Source organism: Stenotrophomonas nitritireducens (genome assembly GCF_001700965.1).
Classification (GTDB): domain Bacteria; phylum Pseudomonadota; class Gammaproteobacteria; order Xanthomonadales; family Xanthomonadaceae; genus Stenotrophomonas; species Stenotrophomonas nitritireducens_A.
The window spans coordinates 3,427,760-3,445,006 of record NZ_CP016756.1 but is presented as its reverse complement, the minus strand read 5'-3'; the positions used below and the strand labels follow the sequence as shown (position 1 = coordinate 3,445,006).

The following is a 17,247-nucleotide window of genomic DNA, read 5'->3' as shown; positions in this document are numbered from 1 at the left end:
GCTTAACTCTGTCCGAGCTTGCCCAGCTGCGGCTCGCGTTTGAGCGCTACGGGACCGGGGATGGGTTCTGGCTCGCTTATACCGACATCCTTGATGCAGCCACCAACAGGCTTGGGTGCGACCGAAATATCGTGAACGAAGAAATGCGGAACGCTTTCCGGAAGTGGGCTAGGGAGGACCCTCAGTTCCTCTGATCGGCCAGAAGCGCCGGCCGTTCCGTCCCCCTGATCAGCGCCTGCCAGACCGTTCCAACGACGGATGCCTATCGGACGATGAGCTGACCGCGCTGCGCCAAGCCCTCGAGCGCTACGGTTCGGGCGATGGGTTCTGGATGGCCTTTGAGGACGTTATGGAACAGGCTGCTACTCGGCGGCGTTGCAGCTGCCAGATCGTGCTCAATGAAATGCGGGCCACCTTCCGCACCTGGTCGAAGAGCGACCCCCGATTCTAGTAGGGGCAAAATGCCTTTCGCCTCCCCTCTGCCAAGCATGGCCAGCCGCCCGGTCGCATGCCCCTCTTGCGGGACGGCGGCCGGAGGTTTCAAATACCGTCTTTCATACCTGTACCGCCGATGGCCTCCTCCCCTCATTTCCAGCTCCTGGAAGAGCTCGTCCACTCCATGGAAAATGAAGTGCAAGACCTCTCGACTGGCGACCGCGTCAGCAAACTCGAGGCCGTACGTCAAGCTGCAGCCCGAGCATTTGCTTGCTGTGAGCAAGCAGATGAGGAGGCAATAGATGCGCTGGTACAGCGCGCCTGCGAAGCGGCCGTAGTACCAACTGAATCGCCCAGGCTTTTGTAGACACTCTTCAGCCGTTTAGTGCGTACTGCCGTTCAAACTCTATCGGGGACAGGCCGCCATTGGAACCGTGTCGCCGTGTCGGGTTGTAAAACATCTCGATGTACTGGAAGACATCGGCGCGTGCCTCGTCGTGATTGCTGTAGATCCGCCGCTTAATCCGTTCGCGTTTCAACAGCTGGAAGAAGCTCTCCATTGCTGCGTTGTCGTGGCAATTTCCTCGTCGGCTCATGCTGCATACGATGTCGTGCTTACGCAGGAAGCACTGCCAGTCTTCGCTGGTGAACTGCGTTCCTTGGTCAGAGTGCAGAAGCAAACCTGGAGCGGGTTTGCGCCTCCAAACCGCAGCGAGCAGCGCTTGCAGAACCAAGTCGGTGTGCTGCGTGGGGCGCGTCGCCCAACCCACCACCTGGCGTGAGAACAGATCGAGCACAACGGCTAAGTACATGAAGCCGTCGTAGGTTCGGATGTAGGTGATGTCCGTTACCCATGCGCGATTCGGTTCACTTACTTTGAAACCGCGCGCCAAGACGTTCTTTGCCACTGAGCCCACGGGCCCACTCAATGGGCGCGGTCTACGGCCATAGCCAACCATCGCCCGAAGCCCTTCGTTCTTCATCAATCGCGCTACGCGATGCCTGCTACACGTCTCCCCTAGCTCGCGAAGATCCGAAGTGATCTTGCGATGTCCGTAGACCGAGCCACTCTCAAGCCAGCTGTGCTTGATCAGTCCAAGCAGTCGTTGGTCATCCCGTTCGCGGGGGCTTATCGGGCCTCGAAGCCAGGCGTAGTAACCGCTGCGATGGACACTCAGTACCCGGCACATGGCTGCCAACCCGAACTGATCCACATGGCACTTCATGAAGGCGTACTTTGCTCTTACCCCTTGGCAAAGTACGCGGCGGCTTTTTTTAGGATGTCTCGCTCTTCAGTGACGCGACGCAACTCAGCCTTAAGTCGACGAACCTCAGCGTTCTGGTCCTGCTCAACGCGACGCCCCACCTCTCCCTGGCCGTGCTGACGTCTCCACCCATACAAGCTATGGACCGACACACCTAGTCGCTCAGCCACCTCAGCTACCGGTCGGCCGTACTCGACAATCTGTCGAACCGCCTCGATCTTGAACTCATCCGTGTAACGCTTCGTGCTCATAACCACCTCCGCCTAAGCCATAGTTTATGGCTGCGAGGTGTCTACGAAATCCTGGGCGATTCACCATGCCTTCAGGGCCAGCTCGCCGGCAGGTGTCTCCATTGCCTACACACAGCGGTCTTCCGTTCTCGCGATTGAACAGCGAGTAGTCAGCCCGGAGGTTCAGGGTTGGATCGTCGAAGAGCAGGCGCACCGGGATGGATCGCAGCTTGTTACCCTCCGATGCCTTACGCAGCTCTTCATCCAGCGGGTGCAGCACCCAGCCCTCACGGTTCTGTACCTGGCTAGTGAGGGTGAACTGATCGTCCTTTTCTGGCAGCCGCTTGCCATTGCGCTCTACTACCCGGCCGATTGAAATACGCCCAATCACGGGCGGCGTTATGGCCAGTCCCTTCAGCATGATGTGACCTCTTTGATCGTGGTGTTGATTCGGAATCGCCGCGACCCCGGACGGACTACCGTGTAGGCCGCGGCGATCTCCGGGTGCTCGGCTGCGAGCCGCTTGGTATCCAGTGACGTGCCATCCTTGCTACGGCGGTAGATCACCTCTCCCAACGAGCCAAACCTGGCAACGGATGCATCGCCCATGGCTTGCTGCAGCGTTTGTTTCAGCAGCTCTGCCTGCTGTTCTTGCTCTGCTACTGCCTCGTTGAGAGACACCAGGTTAGAGAACGTCTCGACCAGCACCTCGTCCTGGCTGAAGTCGACAACCGTGTCTTTGCCCGGATACAGGCTCCGAAGCGCTCTGGCCGCCGACTCCGAACCATCAGCTGGTGGCTCGATGTCGTTGATAACGTGATCCCAGAACCGGGCTTCCAGTACCACCAAGCGACTGATGACCTCTTCGTCTCGTTCAATGCGGTGGATCTGCAGAGCCTGACCGCACAACAGCACCGCCACATCTGCTGCCTGCTTCCCCGTCACTGCCAACTGGTGCTGTACCTGCAGTTGTACGTACTCAGGCACCCCGTCCTTCCAGAGCCGGGAGCCGAATTCCCCTGCCGTCTTACACTCGAGAATCTGGACCTCTGGCGAACCGACCACCTCACGATCGAGATTGGCCAGCATGTGCGGGAAGGTCGGGTGCTGCAGAACGGCATTGACCCGGCGTACCCGGTTGCCCGTGCGCTCCTGGTAAGCCGTGGCCACCATGGGTTCGAGCAGGGTTCCCCAGTAGCGGGGATCGTCTTGTCCAGGGGGGATCTCTTCCATCGGCTTGCGCCCCGTCTTCTCCTGCCACAGCTCCAGCTGGCTCTTGTAGGGGTTCAACCCGACGGCGGTGGCGGCATCCGAACTACCGATGCCGCCATTGCGGACCTCCAGCCACTGCTGGCGATCCAGTGAACGCGTATCAACCAAACGCAACGCGGTGTGCTTGCTCATTGGCAATCTCCGGAATAGAAAAGGCCGCCTTGATGGGCGGCCTTGGTCAGGTCTTTCATTTCAAGCTATCGATGTGAGCAAGATGGATGGGCAAACCGACAGCACTGCTCGCTGCAGGTCTGTCAGACCATGCCTTGAGAGGCCATCGAAACCACCTCATGGCTGGTGACAACGAAATGGTCCAACAACCTCACGTCCACGGTGTCCAAGGCAGCCTTCAGCCGCGCCGTGACTGCCCGATCTGACGCAGAGGGCTGCAGGCTACCGCTTGGATGGTTGTGAGCCATGAGTACCGCCGATGCATTGTGGGCAAGTGCCCTCTGAACCACGATCCGAGGATGGACCTCGGCTGCATCAATCGTCCCTGAGAAAAACCGCTCAACTGCGATGAGCTGGAACTGCGTGTTGAGAAAGGCAACCTCGAAATGCTCGCGGTCTTCGCCTCCCAGACGTAGCCGGAAGAACAATGCACCCTGGGTTGCTCCTCCCAGCACCTCCCCTGGCAACGATGCCCGTTTCTGCAGGATCTGCAGCGCCCTCGCAATCGTCCTGTCCTCACGTACCCGGATCCTGCTCTCCTCCTCATTGGATCCGGCCCCTAATGTGGTCATGTGATAGGCCTGCGCTTCCATCAGGCCACCAACTTCATCACTTCATCCCACGCGCGCTGCTTGAGCTGAGCTCCAGCACCGAACCATGCCGCATCACGGCGGTGATCATCGCTACGAGCTCGTCGGTGGTGGTCAACGTACTCCGTGACGCTGTTGAGTACGCCCCAGGCCGTTGCACGGCTGGAAGGCAACAACGCGCCACGACCGCCGCCCTCAAACAGGGCACGGACACTGGCCAGCGCCTGTTCGTTGACGACTTCAGCGGTGGTGCCCTGGCCTTGGTAGGTAAGCACCCGTCGCAACAGACCATCGACCGTATCGGGGTCAACTGGACGGTCACAGAGGGCTTTCATGCGAGACACGAAGTTGTCCCAGGTCGAGACGGTGATCCCCAACTGGCGCTTCACAGCATCCGGATCGAATTGACTACGATGCGGGACCTTGATGGCTCCGCTGCTGTCTCCCAGAGCGATCTGCAGGGTGTTGTTGCACACCACGCGCACCGAGGTGAACTGCGCCGTCGTGGCCAACGTACCGTCACAGGCAGTAGCAAGCAAAAGATAGCCATCCACCCGGTCACGCCCCTTCAGCGAAGTGCTCTGGCCCGTCCGAGCCATGGCCCAGAACTTCTTGCCACCCTTGAGCACCCCCGCCGTCTCCAGTTCAAAGCCACTGTGATGCGTCAGGTCACGGTAGAACTCCAGGATCTCTCCCGGCTGGACAACCTTGAACCGCTTGGAGACGACAGCCAGCGGCTCCCTGGTATCGGAGCGATAGAGCACCTTCTGCTCCGGGAAGGAGTGGATGGCACCGATGGCATTGCTACCGGTGATGAAGCGGACCTCGGAGTCCTCGATCTGCCAATCCATGCCTGCCTGACGCTTCCAGACCTCAATGGGCTGGTGCTGTTCAAGCTTATTGCCCAGACCATGCCACGGCTTAGCACCCGCATAAGCCATCGTTTCAACCAGATGCATCGTATTTTCCTCGCTTCTTATGGCACAAACGCACAAGGCCCGGACGATGCCGGGCCTTGTGCGTATGCCAATGCAGTATCAATTAAAGGGTTCGATGTCTTCACTGCCCGAAGACAGAGCACACCGAGCAACCGCAGCGATGATGGAGGCTGCGACAACCAAAACACAGTACAGACAATCGGATCTTTCTTTCATACAGCCATACCCAAGGAAGATGCTTCATTGCGGAGCATCGACACGCGAAGCCAGCAACCACCGGCATCAACTAGGTAATATGTGTTTGAAATTATTTTGAATAACTGAAACCCCAGCTACCATCACACTAGATTCGAAATACTTCCTCAGCCATATTGTCGAGCTTCTCCTTGACAGCTCTCCAGTTAGGCATGTGTCGATCAAGTGTCCGATAGAACTTTGGACTGTGATTGTGGTGAAGAAGGTGACACAACTCATGAAGCAGCACGTAGTCGATGCACTCACGTGGGGCCTTCACCAGCAACGGGTTCAGTGTGATGCGGCCCAAGGGTGAGCAACTTCCCCATTGCACAGTCATGAACTGCAGGCGTGTTGATGGAAGCTGCTTGATCCACCGGAGGGGAACTGAAACTACCGCAAGCCGGTCAGCAAACACCTCCCGCGCTCGCTGGCGATACCAGACATCCAACGCTTTTTTGATCTTGGCTGGCGCTTGCTCTGGTGTCGTCACGACGATGAAAGCACCCCGCATCCTAGCTTGGGCCTTTGATCCTGCGTCGATAACAACCTTCAGGCGATAACGCCGGCCCAGGTAGTGCAATGATTCACCACTCACGTACTCTCTAGGCAGCACATGGGCCAATCGCACCTTGGCAGCACTGACATGCTGACTGATCCAACGCGCACGTTTTTTCACCGCAGCCAAAACCTCTGCCAATGGTGCCGTATCGGAGGCATCCACCAGCACGCGTGCGTCCGGCTCCACATGAATGGCGACACGCGTCACTGACCGTGATGGCTGACGGCGCAGATGAAACGCAATGACTTCATCGCCATAAGCGATGCGGTGCTGGGATAGTTGTTCACACATCGGCATGCTCAAGACCTGATCAAACCGATACGCGTGATCTGGATCACTTGCTCGACCACCAACTTGGCGTTGTCCAAGCCCAGCGTGCCAAACAACAGGGGCAACAGACCCTTGCGAATGGCAGCCTCAATGTTCTGTGGGTTAAGTGAGTTCTCTGCCACTGCGTCGCGCACCACGGTGTCCATGGCAATCGCTTGTTGCACCAGCTTGTCCTTCAAATCCCCATTCAACCCTGCAAAGGTCTCGTCCCCCAGCACGAGACGCATTGCGCCAAAGTAGACCTTGGCATTTGGCTTGTCTGCCAAAGCATCCGGCAGATCCGGGGCGGAACGGGCGTCCAGCTTTTCTTCAAAGGACTTGAACAGGGCGTACTGCTTCAATGGATGGTCGAACATGGCCTCCGCTTCAGCGATGGCCTGACGCAGCAGCTCGCCAAACACTTTCTGTGCATAGGGGTCGGCCGCCAGCTCCTGCTCGATGGTTTTGCGCAGCCGGGTACGGATCATGTCCGTCTCGTTGCGCGTTTTCTCTTCCGACCAGTCCTTCGGGTCTTCCGCCTGCCCCAATTGGTGCACCAGATAGACGCCATCAGGGTCTCGCACTTCCGTTCCGATGACCTGTTTGTCCACCAGCTTTCGGATTTGCTCTTCAAAGACGCTGTAATCCACCGTCTCCATCGCATCACGACGAGCGGTCTGGCGCAGCTCGGTGAAGAAGCGGAGATCAGCCTTGTACCGGGCGATCTGCGCTTCAGAAAAGCTCTTGTCCTCGAAGAAGCTGCGGGATGAAAGCGCTGTCTGCAAGCACAGGCCAAATGCTGTCAGTGCCTCGTAGAAGTCGTCTCGCAGCTTCTGCCGCTCGTCATACTCCTCGCCATCGCTACCCTTCACAAATTTCGGTGCCAGTACCTGCCGGTACTGCTCGCTGTCGAGCTTGTTGGTTACCGACTTGAAGAACGACCACAGTGCATCGTGCAAAGCAGGCAGGCGCTTGTACTCCGTGTTGAACTGTCGGCACAGGCCCTCCAGGTCGCTGATGTCAAAGCCGCCTTGCGTGCGAGCTTCCAAGTCCTGGTAGGAGCGGATGGCAGTGTCGAGTTCCTTCAAGATCCCTCGATAGTCCACCAGTACGCCGTAACGCTTGGCGTCATGCAGGCGGTTGACGCGTGCCACGGCCTGAATCAGATTGTGTCCTTTCAGGGGCTTGTCGATGTACAGCACCGTGTTGCGGGGCTCATCAAAGCCCGTCAGCAGCTTGTCTACAACGATCAGCAAGTCAGGGGCACCGTCCGTACCAAAGTCACTGACCACCTGCTTCTCATAGGTCTCGGCATCGTTGCCGCAGGTGGCCATGGCTTGCTTCCACCACTTTTGCACCTCGGGCAGCGTGTCCTCGTCCACATCGGAATTGCCTTCACGCGTGTCCGGGGCCGAGATCACCACCGCACTGGTCACCAAGCCGGTGTCGTCCAGCGCCTTCTTGTAGCGAATGGCGTCGAGCTTGCTGTCGGTGGCAACCTGTCCCTTCAGGCCAAGACCCAGCTTTTTGATGTTCTCGTTGAAGTGGGTGGCGATGTCCCAGGCAATCAACTCAATGCGGTTGGCTGCACCGTAGATGGCGCCCTTCTTGGCGAACTTCTTTTTCAGGTCGGTGCGCTGGGCATCGCTGAGGTTGCTGGTGATCTTCTCGAACCAGCGGTTCACCGCCTCTTCGTTGATGTCCAACTCGGGTACACGCTCTTCGTACAGCAGCGGGGCCACGGTTTCGTCCTCCACCGCGCGCTGCATGGTGTAGGCATGCACGATGGGGCCGAACTTGTTGGCCGTCTTTTCGTCCTTGAGCAACGGGGTGCCGGTGAAGGCGATGTAGGCCGCCTTGGGCAGCGCCTTCTTCATGCGCTCATGCGTTTCACCGCCATGGCTGCGGTGGCCTTCGTCCACCAGCACAATCATGTCGGCCGAGTCGTTGCGGCACTCCGGCAGTTTGGATGCCGAATTGAACTTGTGTACCAGCGTGAAGGTGATGCGCTCCGTGCCAGTACCAATACGCTTAGCCAAGTCGCGCCCAGAAAGAATGCGGCTTTTTTCACCCTCTTTTTGCGTGGCGATACTGGAGCCAAAGGCGCCACCGGTCATGAAGTTACGGGCAAGCTGGGTTTCCAGGTCAATGCGGTCGGTCACCACCACTATGCGGCATTCCTTCAAGGCATCCACCAGCAGTAGCGCCTTGGTCAGGAACACCATAGTGAAGCTTTTGCCCGACCCCGTGGTGTGCCACACCACGCCACCCTCGCGGCCACCGCCTTGTGATTCGGGCTTCTTCTGGCTGATGCGTGCCAGCAGCGCACGGATGCCAAAGAACTGCTGGTAGCGGGCCACGATCTTGCCCACCTTGCGGTCGAACAGGACATAGCCGCGCAGGAATTCGAGCAGCCGTGCCGGGTTCAACAAGCTCACCAGCAAGCGGTCCTGCTCGGTAGCCTGCATGGCGGCGCTCCACAGCGTGTCGAAGTACGCGGCCAGCTCGGCAGGCTTGCCGTCGAACAGCGCAGTGCGCACATCCGGCTTCAACGCCTGGTTTTTGAGCGCCTGCAGGTGGGCCTCGTCAAACTCCTCTTCACGCCACTTGGCCCAGAACTTGGCCGCCGTGTGGGTGGTGCCGTAGCGCCCCTCGGTCTGGCTGATGGACAGCAGCAGCTGTGCATAGGCAAATAGGTTGGGAATCTCATCAGGCCGCTGGTTGCGCAGGTGCTGGCTGATGCCCTCCGTCACCATCGCCTTGGCGGGGTGGCTGCCGCCGCCCGACTCCGGCCGCTTGGCCTCAATGACGACCAGCGGGATGCCGTTCACGTACGCCACCACATCGGGCGTTCGGTGGTGCGTGCCCTGCGCGGCCAGCACCTCCAGCTCTTCGGTCACATCCCAAAGGTTGGCCGTGGCGTCAGTCCAATCGATGACCGCTATGGTCGGCTGGTGCTTTTTGCCATCGGGCATGAACTCCGTCACCGTGATGCCCAGCGCCAGCTTGCCATACAGCCGCTCATTGGCGGGCATCAGCCCTTCAGCCAGACTGAGCGCCGACAACTCCCGCACGATCTGGTCGATGCCGCTGGGCGACAACGGGTACCACTGGCCCTTGTATTCGTAGCGCCGGGTTTGCAGCACCTCGATCAGCCGGGGCTTGAACAGCACCTCGCGCGTGCTGCCGCGCAGAGTCAGCGCCTGCGCCGTGGTCAGAAAGTTCCAGCCCAGGTTGCACAGCAGGTGCAGCGCGGGCAGGTGGGCGCTGTACTGCTCTCGGGAGTTGGGCGTGGTGTTCATGCCTGCGCCTCGGTTTCGGCTTCGGGCAGCTTGACGCGGCGTTTGCCAGTCAGGAGCTGGGACATCAGGGCGGATTTTTCTTGTCGCAAGGCCTGCACTTGAGCCTGCAGCCGCGCCTCCTCAGCCCTGGCGACATTGATGACCTCGGCAATGCGCCGCTGCTCTGGCGCGTTGGGAATGTGGAGCTGCAGTTTGAAGAAGTCTGTCACGCTCACGTTCAGCAGGCCGTGGTTTCGCGCACCTTCTTGTGCGACGCCTTCAATCTCCTGATTCAGCAGGCCCGCTTCAAAGTAATGACGGAAGAAGTCGAAGTCGGCGTCCACGTCGTCGCGCAATTTGAAGCAGAGGTACAGGCTCGACACAACACCCGCGTCATAGTCCAGAAGTGGCTTGATGGCCCCCATCGGGTAGCCTGTCGAATAGCTCTTGTTGTAAGCGAAGTCATACCGATACAGCAGCGTGTAGCCACTGAGGTTGGCACTGGCGACGGACTTGTTGAAGTAGTCGCGTTGACTGATGAGCCCATGCTCCGCCGAGATCGTCAACACATTGGTGTTCTGCGTGTTGTTTTTGCGCGTAACCCTTTCAAAGACGGCATCGAAATCCACGTAACGCCACTTACCCGTGAACCCAGGAAAACGGCGGCGGCCTGACAACATCGACACCATCAGGTCACGGGTGCACCGCTGGCTGTTCGCCAGCAGCCGCTCCGCAGTGGCGATGGCTTGATCCCAGGTCGAAAGGATTTCGGCGATGCGGCGCTGCTCGCAGTAAGGGGGCACTGGAACACCCAAACCCTTGATGATTCCTCCGTTCAGGTTTTTTTGTGTCCCGGCATTGCCCAGTTCGCGCAGCTCCTCGTATTGAGAGGTCAGGTACTGAAAGTAGAAGTCAACGTCGTGCTTGTCCCGTAGTTGGATCGCTGCACAAGCTTGATTAGTCGCGGCGTCAATGCTCAGTTTCGCAACCTGCCCCCGCGTCTTACCCTGCCCATACATGGCCATCAACAGCGTGCCCGGTGGAAAGAGCTTGGCTGAGGAATTCTGCAAACCCGCTGCGGTGATCTTTTCGACGGTGTCAGTGATTGTGTTGAATTGAATCTCGCCGGTCGTGACCCAGGGCACATCGCCGCCCCAGTAGTCAGGTCGGCTTCGATCAGGGGTTCCGCCCGAAGTGACACGGGCAATTTCGCCCAGCGTTGAACGGCGCCATGACTTAGGCAGCATCACGGCTTCCCTTCTTTTTTGTCAGCCGCTTTGCGACCTTGCCCAACTCCTCCAAGGCGCCATCATCTGCCGATGCCGCACCCAGCATGCGAACAGCAAATGTTTCCCCCTCAGCCTCCAGCGCCACACGTCGCTGCTCTGCAAACTGCTCGTACTCACTCTGCGCATGAGCCACCGCCTGCTTGTGCGACACCTTGCCGGCACCCACCAGCACCTGGCGGTCATTGAAGCTGAGGAAGGCATCGAGCTTTTCGGCCCAATCTTTCAGGAACACCTCTTTGCGGCGCGTGGCTTGGTCTTCAGCAAAGTCCAGCCACATGGTGACGATGCGGTTCAGCTCGGTGATTTCCTGCTCGTTCAGGTAGTTCTTGGCCACTCCCACGTCGGCCTTCTGCACGTGGGCCTTGCGGGTGGTGGTCAGGCCCATGTTGGGCTGGGTGTGGTCGGCGCGGGTGCGGATGATCTCGGCGGCGGTCTGGCCCGATACGGCGTAGTGCAGCTTGTTCTGGATGATGCGGAAAAAGGCGGTGGTCTCGGGCAGCGTGGGTGCGTAATCAGCCGCCAGGGCGAAGATTTCGCGCACCCTCAGGTACATGCGACGCTCGCTGGCGCGGATGTCGCGGATGCGCTCCAACAACTCGCCGAAGCGGTCTGGTAGTACAGAGTCACCCACAGGCGGGTTCTTCAGGCGCACGTCGTCGAGCACGAAGCCCTTGAGGAGGTATTCGCTCAAGTTGGCCGTGGCCCATTGGCGGAACTGAGTGCCGCGTGCCGAGCGCGCCCGGTAGCCCACGGCCAAGATGACCTCCAGGCTATAGAAGCGCACATTGCGGCGGACGAGCCGGCCACCCTCCTGGCGAACTTGTAAGCTGGACTTACAAGTTGCCTCGGGGTCTGCCTCCCCCTCGGCGTAAATGGCTTTCACATGCTGGGTGACGTTCTGTGGCGTGGTCTGGAACAGCGTGGCAATTTCTGCCTGGCTGAGCCAAAGCGAGCCGCCATCGGCCCGCATTTCAACACGGGTGAGGCCGTCGTCAGTGGTGTAGAGAACGAATTCGCCCTGGCTTTCGGCGCTGGCTGATGCCTGCAACTCCACCGATGCAGCCATCGCCTTGGTCGGCTTGCTGGGTTTTGGTGTTTTACTCATAGCCCAGCTCCTTCAGGTAGACGGCCATCTGAGCTTCCAGGCTGGCCAGCTCGGCCTTGAGCTGCTCGCGCTCCTTGCGCACGGCCACCAGGTCGATTTCGGCTTCTTCCTCAAAGGTGTCCACATAGCGCGGGATGTTGAGGTTGAAGTCGTTCTCGGCAATCTCGGCAGGCGTGGCGAGGTAGGCGTACTTGTCCACGCTTTGCCGTGTGGCGACGGTATCCAGGATGCGCTGCAGGTCAGCTTCGCGCAGCAGGTTCTGGTTCTTGCCGGCCTCGAAGTCACGGCTAGCGTCGATGAACAACACCTTGTCGTCGGCCTTGTTCTTGCGGAACACCAGCACCGCGGCGGGGATGCCGGTGCCGTAGAACAGTTTTTCGGGCAGGCCAATCACCACGTCGAGCAGGTTCTCTTCGATCAACTTCTGGCGAATGCGCCCCTCGGCAGCGCCACGGAACAGCACGCCATGCGGAACAACCACCGCCATCCGGCCGGTGCCTGGCTTCATGGTCTCGATCATGTGCAGGATGAAGGCGTAATCACCCTTAGTACGTGGCGGCACGCCCCGCCGGAAGCGGCTGAACTTGTCGGCATCGGCACCCTCATGCCCCCACTTTTCAAGGCTGAACGGCGGGTTGGCCACCACGATGTCGAAGTGTTTGAGGGCAGCGTCTCCATCCAGCAGCTTGGGGTTGCGGATGGTGTCACCCCATTCGATGCGGTGGTTGTCCTCGCCATGCAGGAACATGTTCATCTTGGCCAGCGCCCAGGTGCTGCCGATGGCTTCCTGCCCATAGAGCGCGTACTTGCGAGAGCCGGTGTTCTCACGAATCAGGCGGCCGCACTTCATCAACAGCGACCCGGAACCGCAGGTGGGGTCACAGATTTCGTCTCCCTCTTGCGGCGCCATCAGGCGAGCCATGAGAGCGGAGACTTCGGGCGGGGTATAGAACTCGCCCGCCTTTTTGCCGCTGGTGGAGGCAAAGTTCTTGATGAGGAATTCGTAGGCATTGCCGATCACATCGAGCTGGCCGACACGGCTGGGGCGCAAGTCCAGCTCGGGCTTGGCGAAGTCTTCCAGCAGGTGGCGCAGGATGTCGTTCTTCTGCTGCTCGTCGCCCAGCTTGTTTGAGTTGAAGCTGATGTCCTGGAACACATCGCGCAGCTTGGTGATGTTGGCCTCTTCGATGGCGTGCAGCGCCTTGTCGATGCGCTCGCCGTTGCCGGGGCTGTGCCGTAGGGCGTGCAAGGCATAGAAGCTGGCACTGGCGGGCAGCACGAAACGCTCGTTTTTGAGCATTTCCTTAATCAGCTCAGGATGATCACCGTACTGCTTCTTGTAGGCGTCGTAGTGGTCCTGCCAGACATCCGACACGTACTTGAGGAACAGCATGGTCAGGACGAAGTCCTTGTAGATGCTCGGGTCCACGGTGCCGCGGAAGGTGTCGCAGGCGGCCCAGACGGCGGCGTTGATCTCGTCCTGGCTTACAGAGACGATTTTGGTGTTTGTACTGTTCATGATGTTTGAGCTCCTGCGTTGTTCAGTGACCGGCCTGCGCAGCATGCGCAAGACTCTCTGCGAGCGCTTGAAGTTGCTGCTCGCGGTTTTGAATGAGTTGATTGAGCGTGTGGCGCTCCTGACGGGCAAGGTCAGCCAGGGCAACGATGCGTTGCTGGTCCGCCAGCGAGGGCACGCACAGCGTGAGCGATTCCAGTACGGGGCGGCGGATACTCAACTGGCTGCTGCCTTCAGCGGCTTGCTGAAGCTGACGCTGAAATGGCGGTTGGTTTATTTGCCACGCCAGGAAAGCAGGCAGCAATAGACCTTGGGAGGCCACTCGGAGCAGAAAGAAGTGAGGGCTGCACACAGCAGGGCTCGGCGGCTCATCAATGCATACGGCATAGAACCGAGCACCTTTAGCGACGAACAGTATGTCCCCAGCCTTGAGCCAGTCAGGTGGTTTGCGGCCTGCAAGCGTGGTGCGCGTGACGTCAGACCATTTGACCCCATGGTCAAGGTCAACATCCCTCATCTGCACCGCCAGAACTTCACCATCGGCCGACTCCTCAATGGAGCCGCGAAAGGGGTAGCCCGCTTGAATGGAGACCAACTCTCCAACCATGAAATTTTCTGCATCAATGTTCATGATGCAAACTCTCGCACGACATCAACGCCAATGCAAGCTTTTTTGCATCAACTCGATTGATGCGATCACCCCCACCCCCTCCTGCCGCTACTCAAGTGAGTAGCGGCAGGAGGGGGTCAGGCGCGCTTAGCGCAGAGCTGGGTAGCTCTGGGCTGTTTTTCACGCAAGCGGTCCAGGTAATCAGCCCATGCCTGCATCATCTTCCGACGCTCTGGCAGGTGCTCTGCACGGTTGTATGCCGCTTTGATGGGATTCCTCTCGGAGTGTGCCAACTGCCGCTCGATGGCATCAGAGGTCCAGCCCATCTCATGCAGCAGGGTGGAAGCCATACTTCGGAAGCCATGACCGGTCATATCGTCCGTGCCATAGCCAAGGCGCCGAAGCGCGGCGTTCACCGTGTTCTCGCTCATCGGATCACGGCCACTCCGTATCGACGGGAACACATAGCAGCCCCTGCCTGCAGCCCGACCAGCAAAGCCGATGCGCGCCACTTGCAGGCGCCACGATGTCCAGAATGGTCCAGCAGCAGCCAATCTTCCGTGGCATACCAGATGGCATACCAGCCAAGCCGAAAATGAAAAAAGCCCTTGAAATTCAAGGGCTTAGTTCAATTATCTGGCGGAGAGGGGGGGATTCGAACCCCCGAGGCGCTATTAACGCCTGCCTGATTTCGAGTCAGGTACATTCAACCGCTCTGCCACCTCTCCAGATGGTCCCCGGCGAACCGGGCTGCGAATAATAAAGGGCATCGGCTGCGCGGACAAGCGGTTTTTAACAAAAAATCACCGCGCGCCATCCACCCGCTGCATTCGGCACGATAAACCGGCGTCCGCGAGCGCTTGCCGTACACCTCCATGAACGCGATGATGCAGCGACCTTCATCGTTGAAACATAGCCCGCTCGGGCACTCATGATCGAATTTGGACACCTCAGCCATGTCGGCCTGCGCCGCCAGCTCAATGAAGACACCTACTACGGTGACGGCGAGCTGGGGCTGTGGCTGATAGCCGATGGCATGGGCGGCCACGCCTGCGGCGAGGTTGCCAGCGCGTTGGCGCGCGAAACCATCGTCCGCGAAGTCCGCAGCGGTGCTGCCCTGGTTCAAGCCATCCGCACTGCCGACGAAGAAATCATCCGCACCTCGCGCCGTCGCATTGACAGCCTGCCCATGGGCACCACCGTGGTGGCCGCGCGCGTGCAGGGCAACCGTTTTGAAGTGGCTTGGGTGGGCGACAGCCGTGCCTATCTGTGGCGCGACGGCAAGCTGGCCCAGCTCAGCCAGGACCACAGCTATGTGCAGGAGCTGATCGCGCAGGGCACGCTAACCGCCGAGCAGGCCCGCGCCCACCCGCACCGCAATGTGGTGACCCAGGCGCTGGGCGTGACCGACCCGGCCCACCTCAACGTCGCCACCATGACCGGCGAACTGCGCCCGGGCATGCAGCTGCTGATCTGCAGTGACGGCCTCACCGAGGAAGTGGACGATGCCGGCCTCAGCCAGGCGTTGGCCCACGGCGACTGCAGCGCGCAGGAATGCGTGGACGCACTGATCGCCGCCGCGCTGGATGGCGGCGGCTCGGACAACGTCACCGCCATCCTGGTCCGCTGCCACTAAGGCGACGGGCCGGCCCGGCTTTCAGGCAGGCCCGCGTAGACCGGCGTGATTCAAGCCGTTTCGCTGGCTGCCGGTACCGGCTCGCCATCCCACCAGGCGTGGCCGGCCTTCTTGCGCAGCCGGGCCAGGCGCGCCTCATGTGCTTCATGCTCGGACGCGGTAACCAGCACGCGCGGCCGTGGCAGCAGCACCGAGGCATCGAATGCCTGGGCGACGCCGCCTGCATTGCCCGACTCGGCTTCCGGCTGACCAAAGCCGATCTCTTCCTGGCCCGAGGTCAGCGCGATGTAGACGTCGGCCAGGATCTGCGCATCGAGCAGGCCGCCATGCAGGGTGCGGTGGGCGTTGTCCACGCCCAGGCGCCGGCACAGCGCATCCAGCGAATTGCGCTGCCCCGGGTAACGCTCGCGCGCCATGGCCAGGGTATCGGTCACCGTCACCCGGCTGGCCAGGCGGCCCTTGCCGGCCAGGCTCATCTCGTTTTCGAGGAAGCCCATGTCGAACGAGGCGTTGTGGATGATCAGCTCCGCACCATCCACATAGGCCAGGAACTCATCCACCACTTCCTCGAAGCGCGGCTTGTCGGCAAGGAAATCCAGCGACAAGCCGGTGACTTCCGCCGCGCCGGATTCAAAGTCGCAATCCGGCTTCAGGTAACGGTGGAAGTTGTTGCCGCTGGGGCGCCGCTCAAGCAGCTCCACGCAGCCGATTTCGACCACGCGGTTACCCTTCTTCCATTCCAGGCCGGTGGTTTCGGTATCAAGGACAATCTGGCGCATCGCTTACCTCAGTTGCTCGCGGCGCCAGCGCGCACGCGGATTGCAGCATCGCGGGCCAGCTGGTCCACGCGTTCGTTGTCCGGGTCACCGGAGTGGCCCTTGACCCAGCGCCAGTCGATCTGGTGCCGCTGGGTGGCCTCGTGCAGGCGCTCCCACAGGTCGCGGTTCTTGACCGGGTCGCCGCCGGCGGTTTTCCAGTTGCGCCGCACCCAGCCCGGCATCCACTCGGTGATGCCCTGGCGCACGTACTGCGAATCGGTGAACAGGATGATGTTGCAGGGCTCGCTCAGCGTTTCCAGGCCCATGATCGCGGCCATCAACTCCATCCGGTTGTTGGTGGTATGGCCTTCGCCGCCGGACAGTTCGCGCTCATGGCCTTTGTAGCGCAGCAAGGCGCCCCAGCCGCCAGGCCCGGGATTGCCGAGGCAGGCGCCATCGGTATGTACTTCAATTGACTTCATAGTGTTCCGTTGAATTCAGGTCGCCACCGGGCCGCGCCAACTGACGCGACTGGCCTTGATCGGGCCGATGAAAGCCTCGGTGCGTTTTTCAGCTTCCAGCACGCACAACGCGCGCAGGGCCGGCAGAGCCGTGCCCGGAGTGTTGCCCGACTGCGTCCACAGCGGGCCATAGTGCCGCAGCGAGCGACATCGTATGCCTTGCCGCTGCAAAAGTGCCCTGCATCGCCCCACCGCTGGTGGCCGCGCGCCCTGCCATTGCCAATGCGCGCGGTACGGACTGCAGCGGTTGAGTACGGTCATCCAGATCCGCCCGCCGGGCATCAACACCCGCGCGCATTCGGACAACAAGGGCTCCAGTTCCTCAGCTGCGGCATGTTCAATGACGATGGCCTTGACCGACTCGCTGGGCAGCGGCAACGGCAAGGCACAGCGCATATCCCCTGCCCAGCCGGGTGCCTGCGGGTTGCGGTGCAGGCGCAGGCCACGCCCCTGCGGCAACTGCTCCGGCAGCCAGGCAACGCTGGGGGCCAGCCACAGCCACGGCGGCGCGGGAAATCCGCGCAT

Annotated in this window: 15 protein-coding genes, 1 tRNA gene and 1 pseudogene; 1 reads left to right on the top strand and 16 read right to left on the bottom strand. The window is 60.3% G+C overall.

The genetic code is table 11. The features are described 5' to 3' along the window. Positions 1–809 precede the first annotated feature (809 nt). The 13 genes and pseudogenes from BCV67_RS14600 to BCV67_RS14535 all read right to left on the bottom strand — a co-directional run bounded on the left by BCV67_RS14600 (position 810) and on the right by BCV67_RS14535 (position 14,535). Positions 810–1,951 (bottom strand): IS3 family transposase gene (locus BCV67_RS14600; protein ID WP_156455858.1). Its coding sequence is split into 2 segments (ribosomal slippage): positions 810–1,714 and positions 1,714–1,951, totalling 1,143 coding nucleotides; the frame shifts between segments, so codons are not numbered across the junction. Next, the gene (locus BCV67_RS19650) at positions 1,926–2,351 is read right to left on the bottom strand and encodes a hypothetical protein (protein ID WP_231732384.1); all 426 of its coding nucleotides are present in this window, start codon (positions 2,349–2,351) and stop codon (positions 1,926–1,928) included. Before BCV67_RS19650 ends, BCV67_RS14600 begins: the two co-directional genes overlap by 26 nt. Then, positions 2,345–3,334: a YqaJ viral recombinase family protein gene (locus BCV67_RS14585; RefSeq protein ID WP_049440237.1), complete on the bottom strand. Its 990-nt coding sequence runs from the start codon at positions 3,332–3,334 to the stop codon at positions 2,345–2,347. The genes BCV67_RS19650 and BCV67_RS14585 overlap by 7 nt, the downstream gene beginning before the upstream one ends. A gap of 122 nt (positions 3,335–3,456) precedes the next feature. After that, complete coding sequence (locus tag BCV67_RS14580) at positions 3,457–3,966, bottom strand: JAB domain-containing protein (protein WP_062168909.1); 510 nt, start codon at positions 3,964–3,966, stop codon at positions 3,457–3,459. Then, a complete protein-coding gene (locus tag BCV67_RS14575; protein ID WP_062168911.1) occupies positions 3,966–4,922 on the bottom strand; it encodes a DUF932 domain-containing protein in 957 nt (318 codons plus the stop codon). Before BCV67_RS14575 ends, BCV67_RS14580 begins: the two co-directional genes overlap by 1 nt. Before the next feature lie 322 nt (positions 4,923–5,244). Beyond that, positions 5,245–5,994: a M48 family metallopeptidase gene (locus BCV67_RS14570; protein WP_065868137.1), complete on the bottom strand. Its 750-nt coding sequence runs from the start codon at positions 5,992–5,994 to the stop codon at positions 5,245–5,247. A 2-nt stretch (positions 5,995–5,996) separates the two neighbouring features. Continuing rightward, positions 5,997–9,308: a type I restriction endonuclease subunit R gene (locus BCV67_RS14565; RefSeq protein WP_062168913.1), complete on the bottom strand. Its 3,312-nt coding sequence runs from the start codon at positions 9,306–9,308 to the stop codon at positions 5,997–5,999. Next, positions 9,305–10,534, bottom strand: a complete 1,230-nt coding sequence (locus BCV67_RS14560) for a restriction endonuclease subunit S (RefSeq protein WP_062168915.1) — start codon at positions 10,532–10,534, stop codon at positions 9,305–9,307. The genes BCV67_RS14565 and BCV67_RS14560 overlap by 4 nt, the downstream gene beginning before the upstream one ends. After that, positions 10,524–11,681, bottom strand: coding sequence for a virulence RhuM family protein (locus BCV67_RS14555; RefSeq protein ID WP_062168917.1), 1,158 nt, complete (start codon positions 11,679–11,681; stop codon positions 10,524–10,526). The genes BCV67_RS14560 and BCV67_RS14555 overlap by 11 nt, the downstream gene beginning before the upstream one ends. Then, on the bottom strand, positions 11,674–13,200 hold the full coding sequence (locus BCV67_RS14550) for a type I restriction-modification system subunit M (protein WP_049440247.1): 1,527 nt from the start codon (positions 13,198–13,200) through the stop codon (positions 11,674–11,676). The genes BCV67_RS14555 and BCV67_RS14550 overlap by 8 nt, the downstream gene beginning before the upstream one ends. A 22-nt stretch (positions 13,201–13,222) precedes the next feature. Continuing rightward, on the bottom strand, positions 13,223–13,828 hold the full coding sequence (locus BCV67_RS14545) for a restriction endonuclease subunit S (RefSeq protein ID WP_065868136.1): 606 nt from the start codon (positions 13,826–13,828) through the stop codon (positions 13,223–13,225). A 116-nt stretch (positions 13,829–13,944) separates the two neighbouring features. Then, a pseudogene (locus tag BCV67_RS14540) lies at positions 13,945–14,283 on the bottom strand (tyrosine-type recombinase/integrase); the annotation flags it as partial. 161 nt (positions 14,284–14,444) lie between these two features. Further along, positions 14,445–14,535 (bottom strand) — tRNA-Ser (locus BCV67_RS14535). Between the two features lie 203 nt (positions 14,536–14,738). Here BCV67_RS14535 and BCV67_RS14530 point away from each other — a divergent pair. Next, entirely contained in the window at positions 14,739–15,443 is a 705-nt protein-coding gene (locus BCV67_RS14530; protein WP_062168919.1) for a PP2C family protein-serine/threonine phosphatase, read from the top strand. Positions 15,444–15,493: 50 nt separating this feature from the next. Here BCV67_RS14530 and dnaQ read toward each other — a convergent pair whose 3' ends face one another. The 3 genes from dnaQ to BCV67_RS14515 are packed head-to-tail and all read right to left on the bottom strand — an operon-like array spanning position 15,494 to position 17,247. Continuing rightward, the gene (dnaQ, locus tag BCV67_RS14525; RefSeq protein WP_062168922.1) at positions 15,494–16,222 is read right to left on the bottom strand and encodes a DNA polymerase III subunit epsilon; all 729 of its coding nucleotides are present in this window, start codon (positions 16,220–16,222) and stop codon (positions 15,494–15,496) included. An 8-nt stretch (positions 16,223–16,230) separates the two neighbouring features. Further along, positions 16,231–16,683 carry a ribonuclease HI gene (gene rnhA, locus BCV67_RS14520; RefSeq protein WP_062168924.1) on the bottom strand — a complete coding sequence of 151 codons (453 nt, stop codon included), beginning with the start codon at positions 16,681–16,683 and terminating at the stop codon, positions 16,231–16,233. Positions 16,684–16,698: 15 nt separating this feature from the next. After that, a complete protein-coding gene (locus tag BCV67_RS14515; RefSeq protein ID WP_231732385.1) occupies positions 16,699–17,247 on the bottom strand; it encodes a class I SAM-dependent methyltransferase in 549 nt (182 codons plus the stop codon).

Coding starts and splice junctions, on each gene's coding strand:
- BCV67_RS14570 (WP_065868137.1), bottom strand. CDS start 5,994: ATGCCGATGTGTGAACAACTATCCCAGCACCGCATCGCTTATGGCGAT.
- dnaQ (WP_062168922.1), bottom strand. CDS start 16,222: ATGCGCCAGATTGTCCTTGATACCGAAACCACCGGCCTGGAATGGAAG.
- rnhA (WP_062168924.1), bottom strand. CDS start 16,683: ATGAAGTCAATTGAAGTACATACCGATGGCGCCTGCCTCGGCAATCCC.
- BCV67_RS14585 (WP_049440237.1), bottom strand. CDS start 3,334: ATGAGCAAGCACACCGCGTTGCGTTTGGTTGATACGCGTTCACTGGAT.
- BCV67_RS14580 (WP_062168909.1), bottom strand. CDS start 3,966: ATGGAAGCGCAGGCCTATCACATGACCACATTAGGGGCCGGATCCAAT.
- BCV67_RS19650 (WP_231732384.1), bottom strand. CDS start 2,351: ATGCTGAAGGGACTGGCCATAACGCCGCCCGTGATTGGGCGTATTTCA.
- BCV67_RS14555 (WP_062168917.1), bottom strand. CDS start 11,681: ATGAGTAAAACACCAAAACCCAGCAAGCCGACCAAGGCGATGGCTGCA.
- BCV67_RS14545 (WP_065868136.1), bottom strand. CDS start 13,828: ATGAACATTGATGCAGAAAATTTCATGGTTGGAGAGTTGGTCTCCATT.
- BCV67_RS14575 (WP_062168911.1), bottom strand. CDS start 4,922: ATGCATCTGGTTGAAACGATGGCTTATGCGGGTGCTAAGCCGTGGCAT.
- BCV67_RS14560 (WP_062168915.1), bottom strand. CDS start 10,534: ATGCTGCCTAAGTCATGGCGCCGTTCAACGCTGGGCGAAATTGCCCGT.
- BCV67_RS14550 (WP_049440247.1), bottom strand. CDS start 13,200: ATGAACAGTACAAACACCAAAATCGTCTCTGTAAGCCAGGACGAGATC.
- BCV67_RS14515 (WP_231732385.1), bottom strand. CDS start 17,247: ATGCGCGGATTTCCCGCGCCGCCGTGGCTGTGGCTGGCCCCCAGCGTT.
- BCV67_RS14565 (WP_062168913.1), bottom strand. CDS start 9,308: ATGAACACCACGCCCAACTCCCGAGAGCAGTACAGCGCCCACCTGCCC.
- BCV67_RS14530 (WP_062168919.1), top strand. CDS start 14,739: ATGATCGAATTTGGACACCTCAGCCATGTCGGCCTGCGCCGCCAGCTC.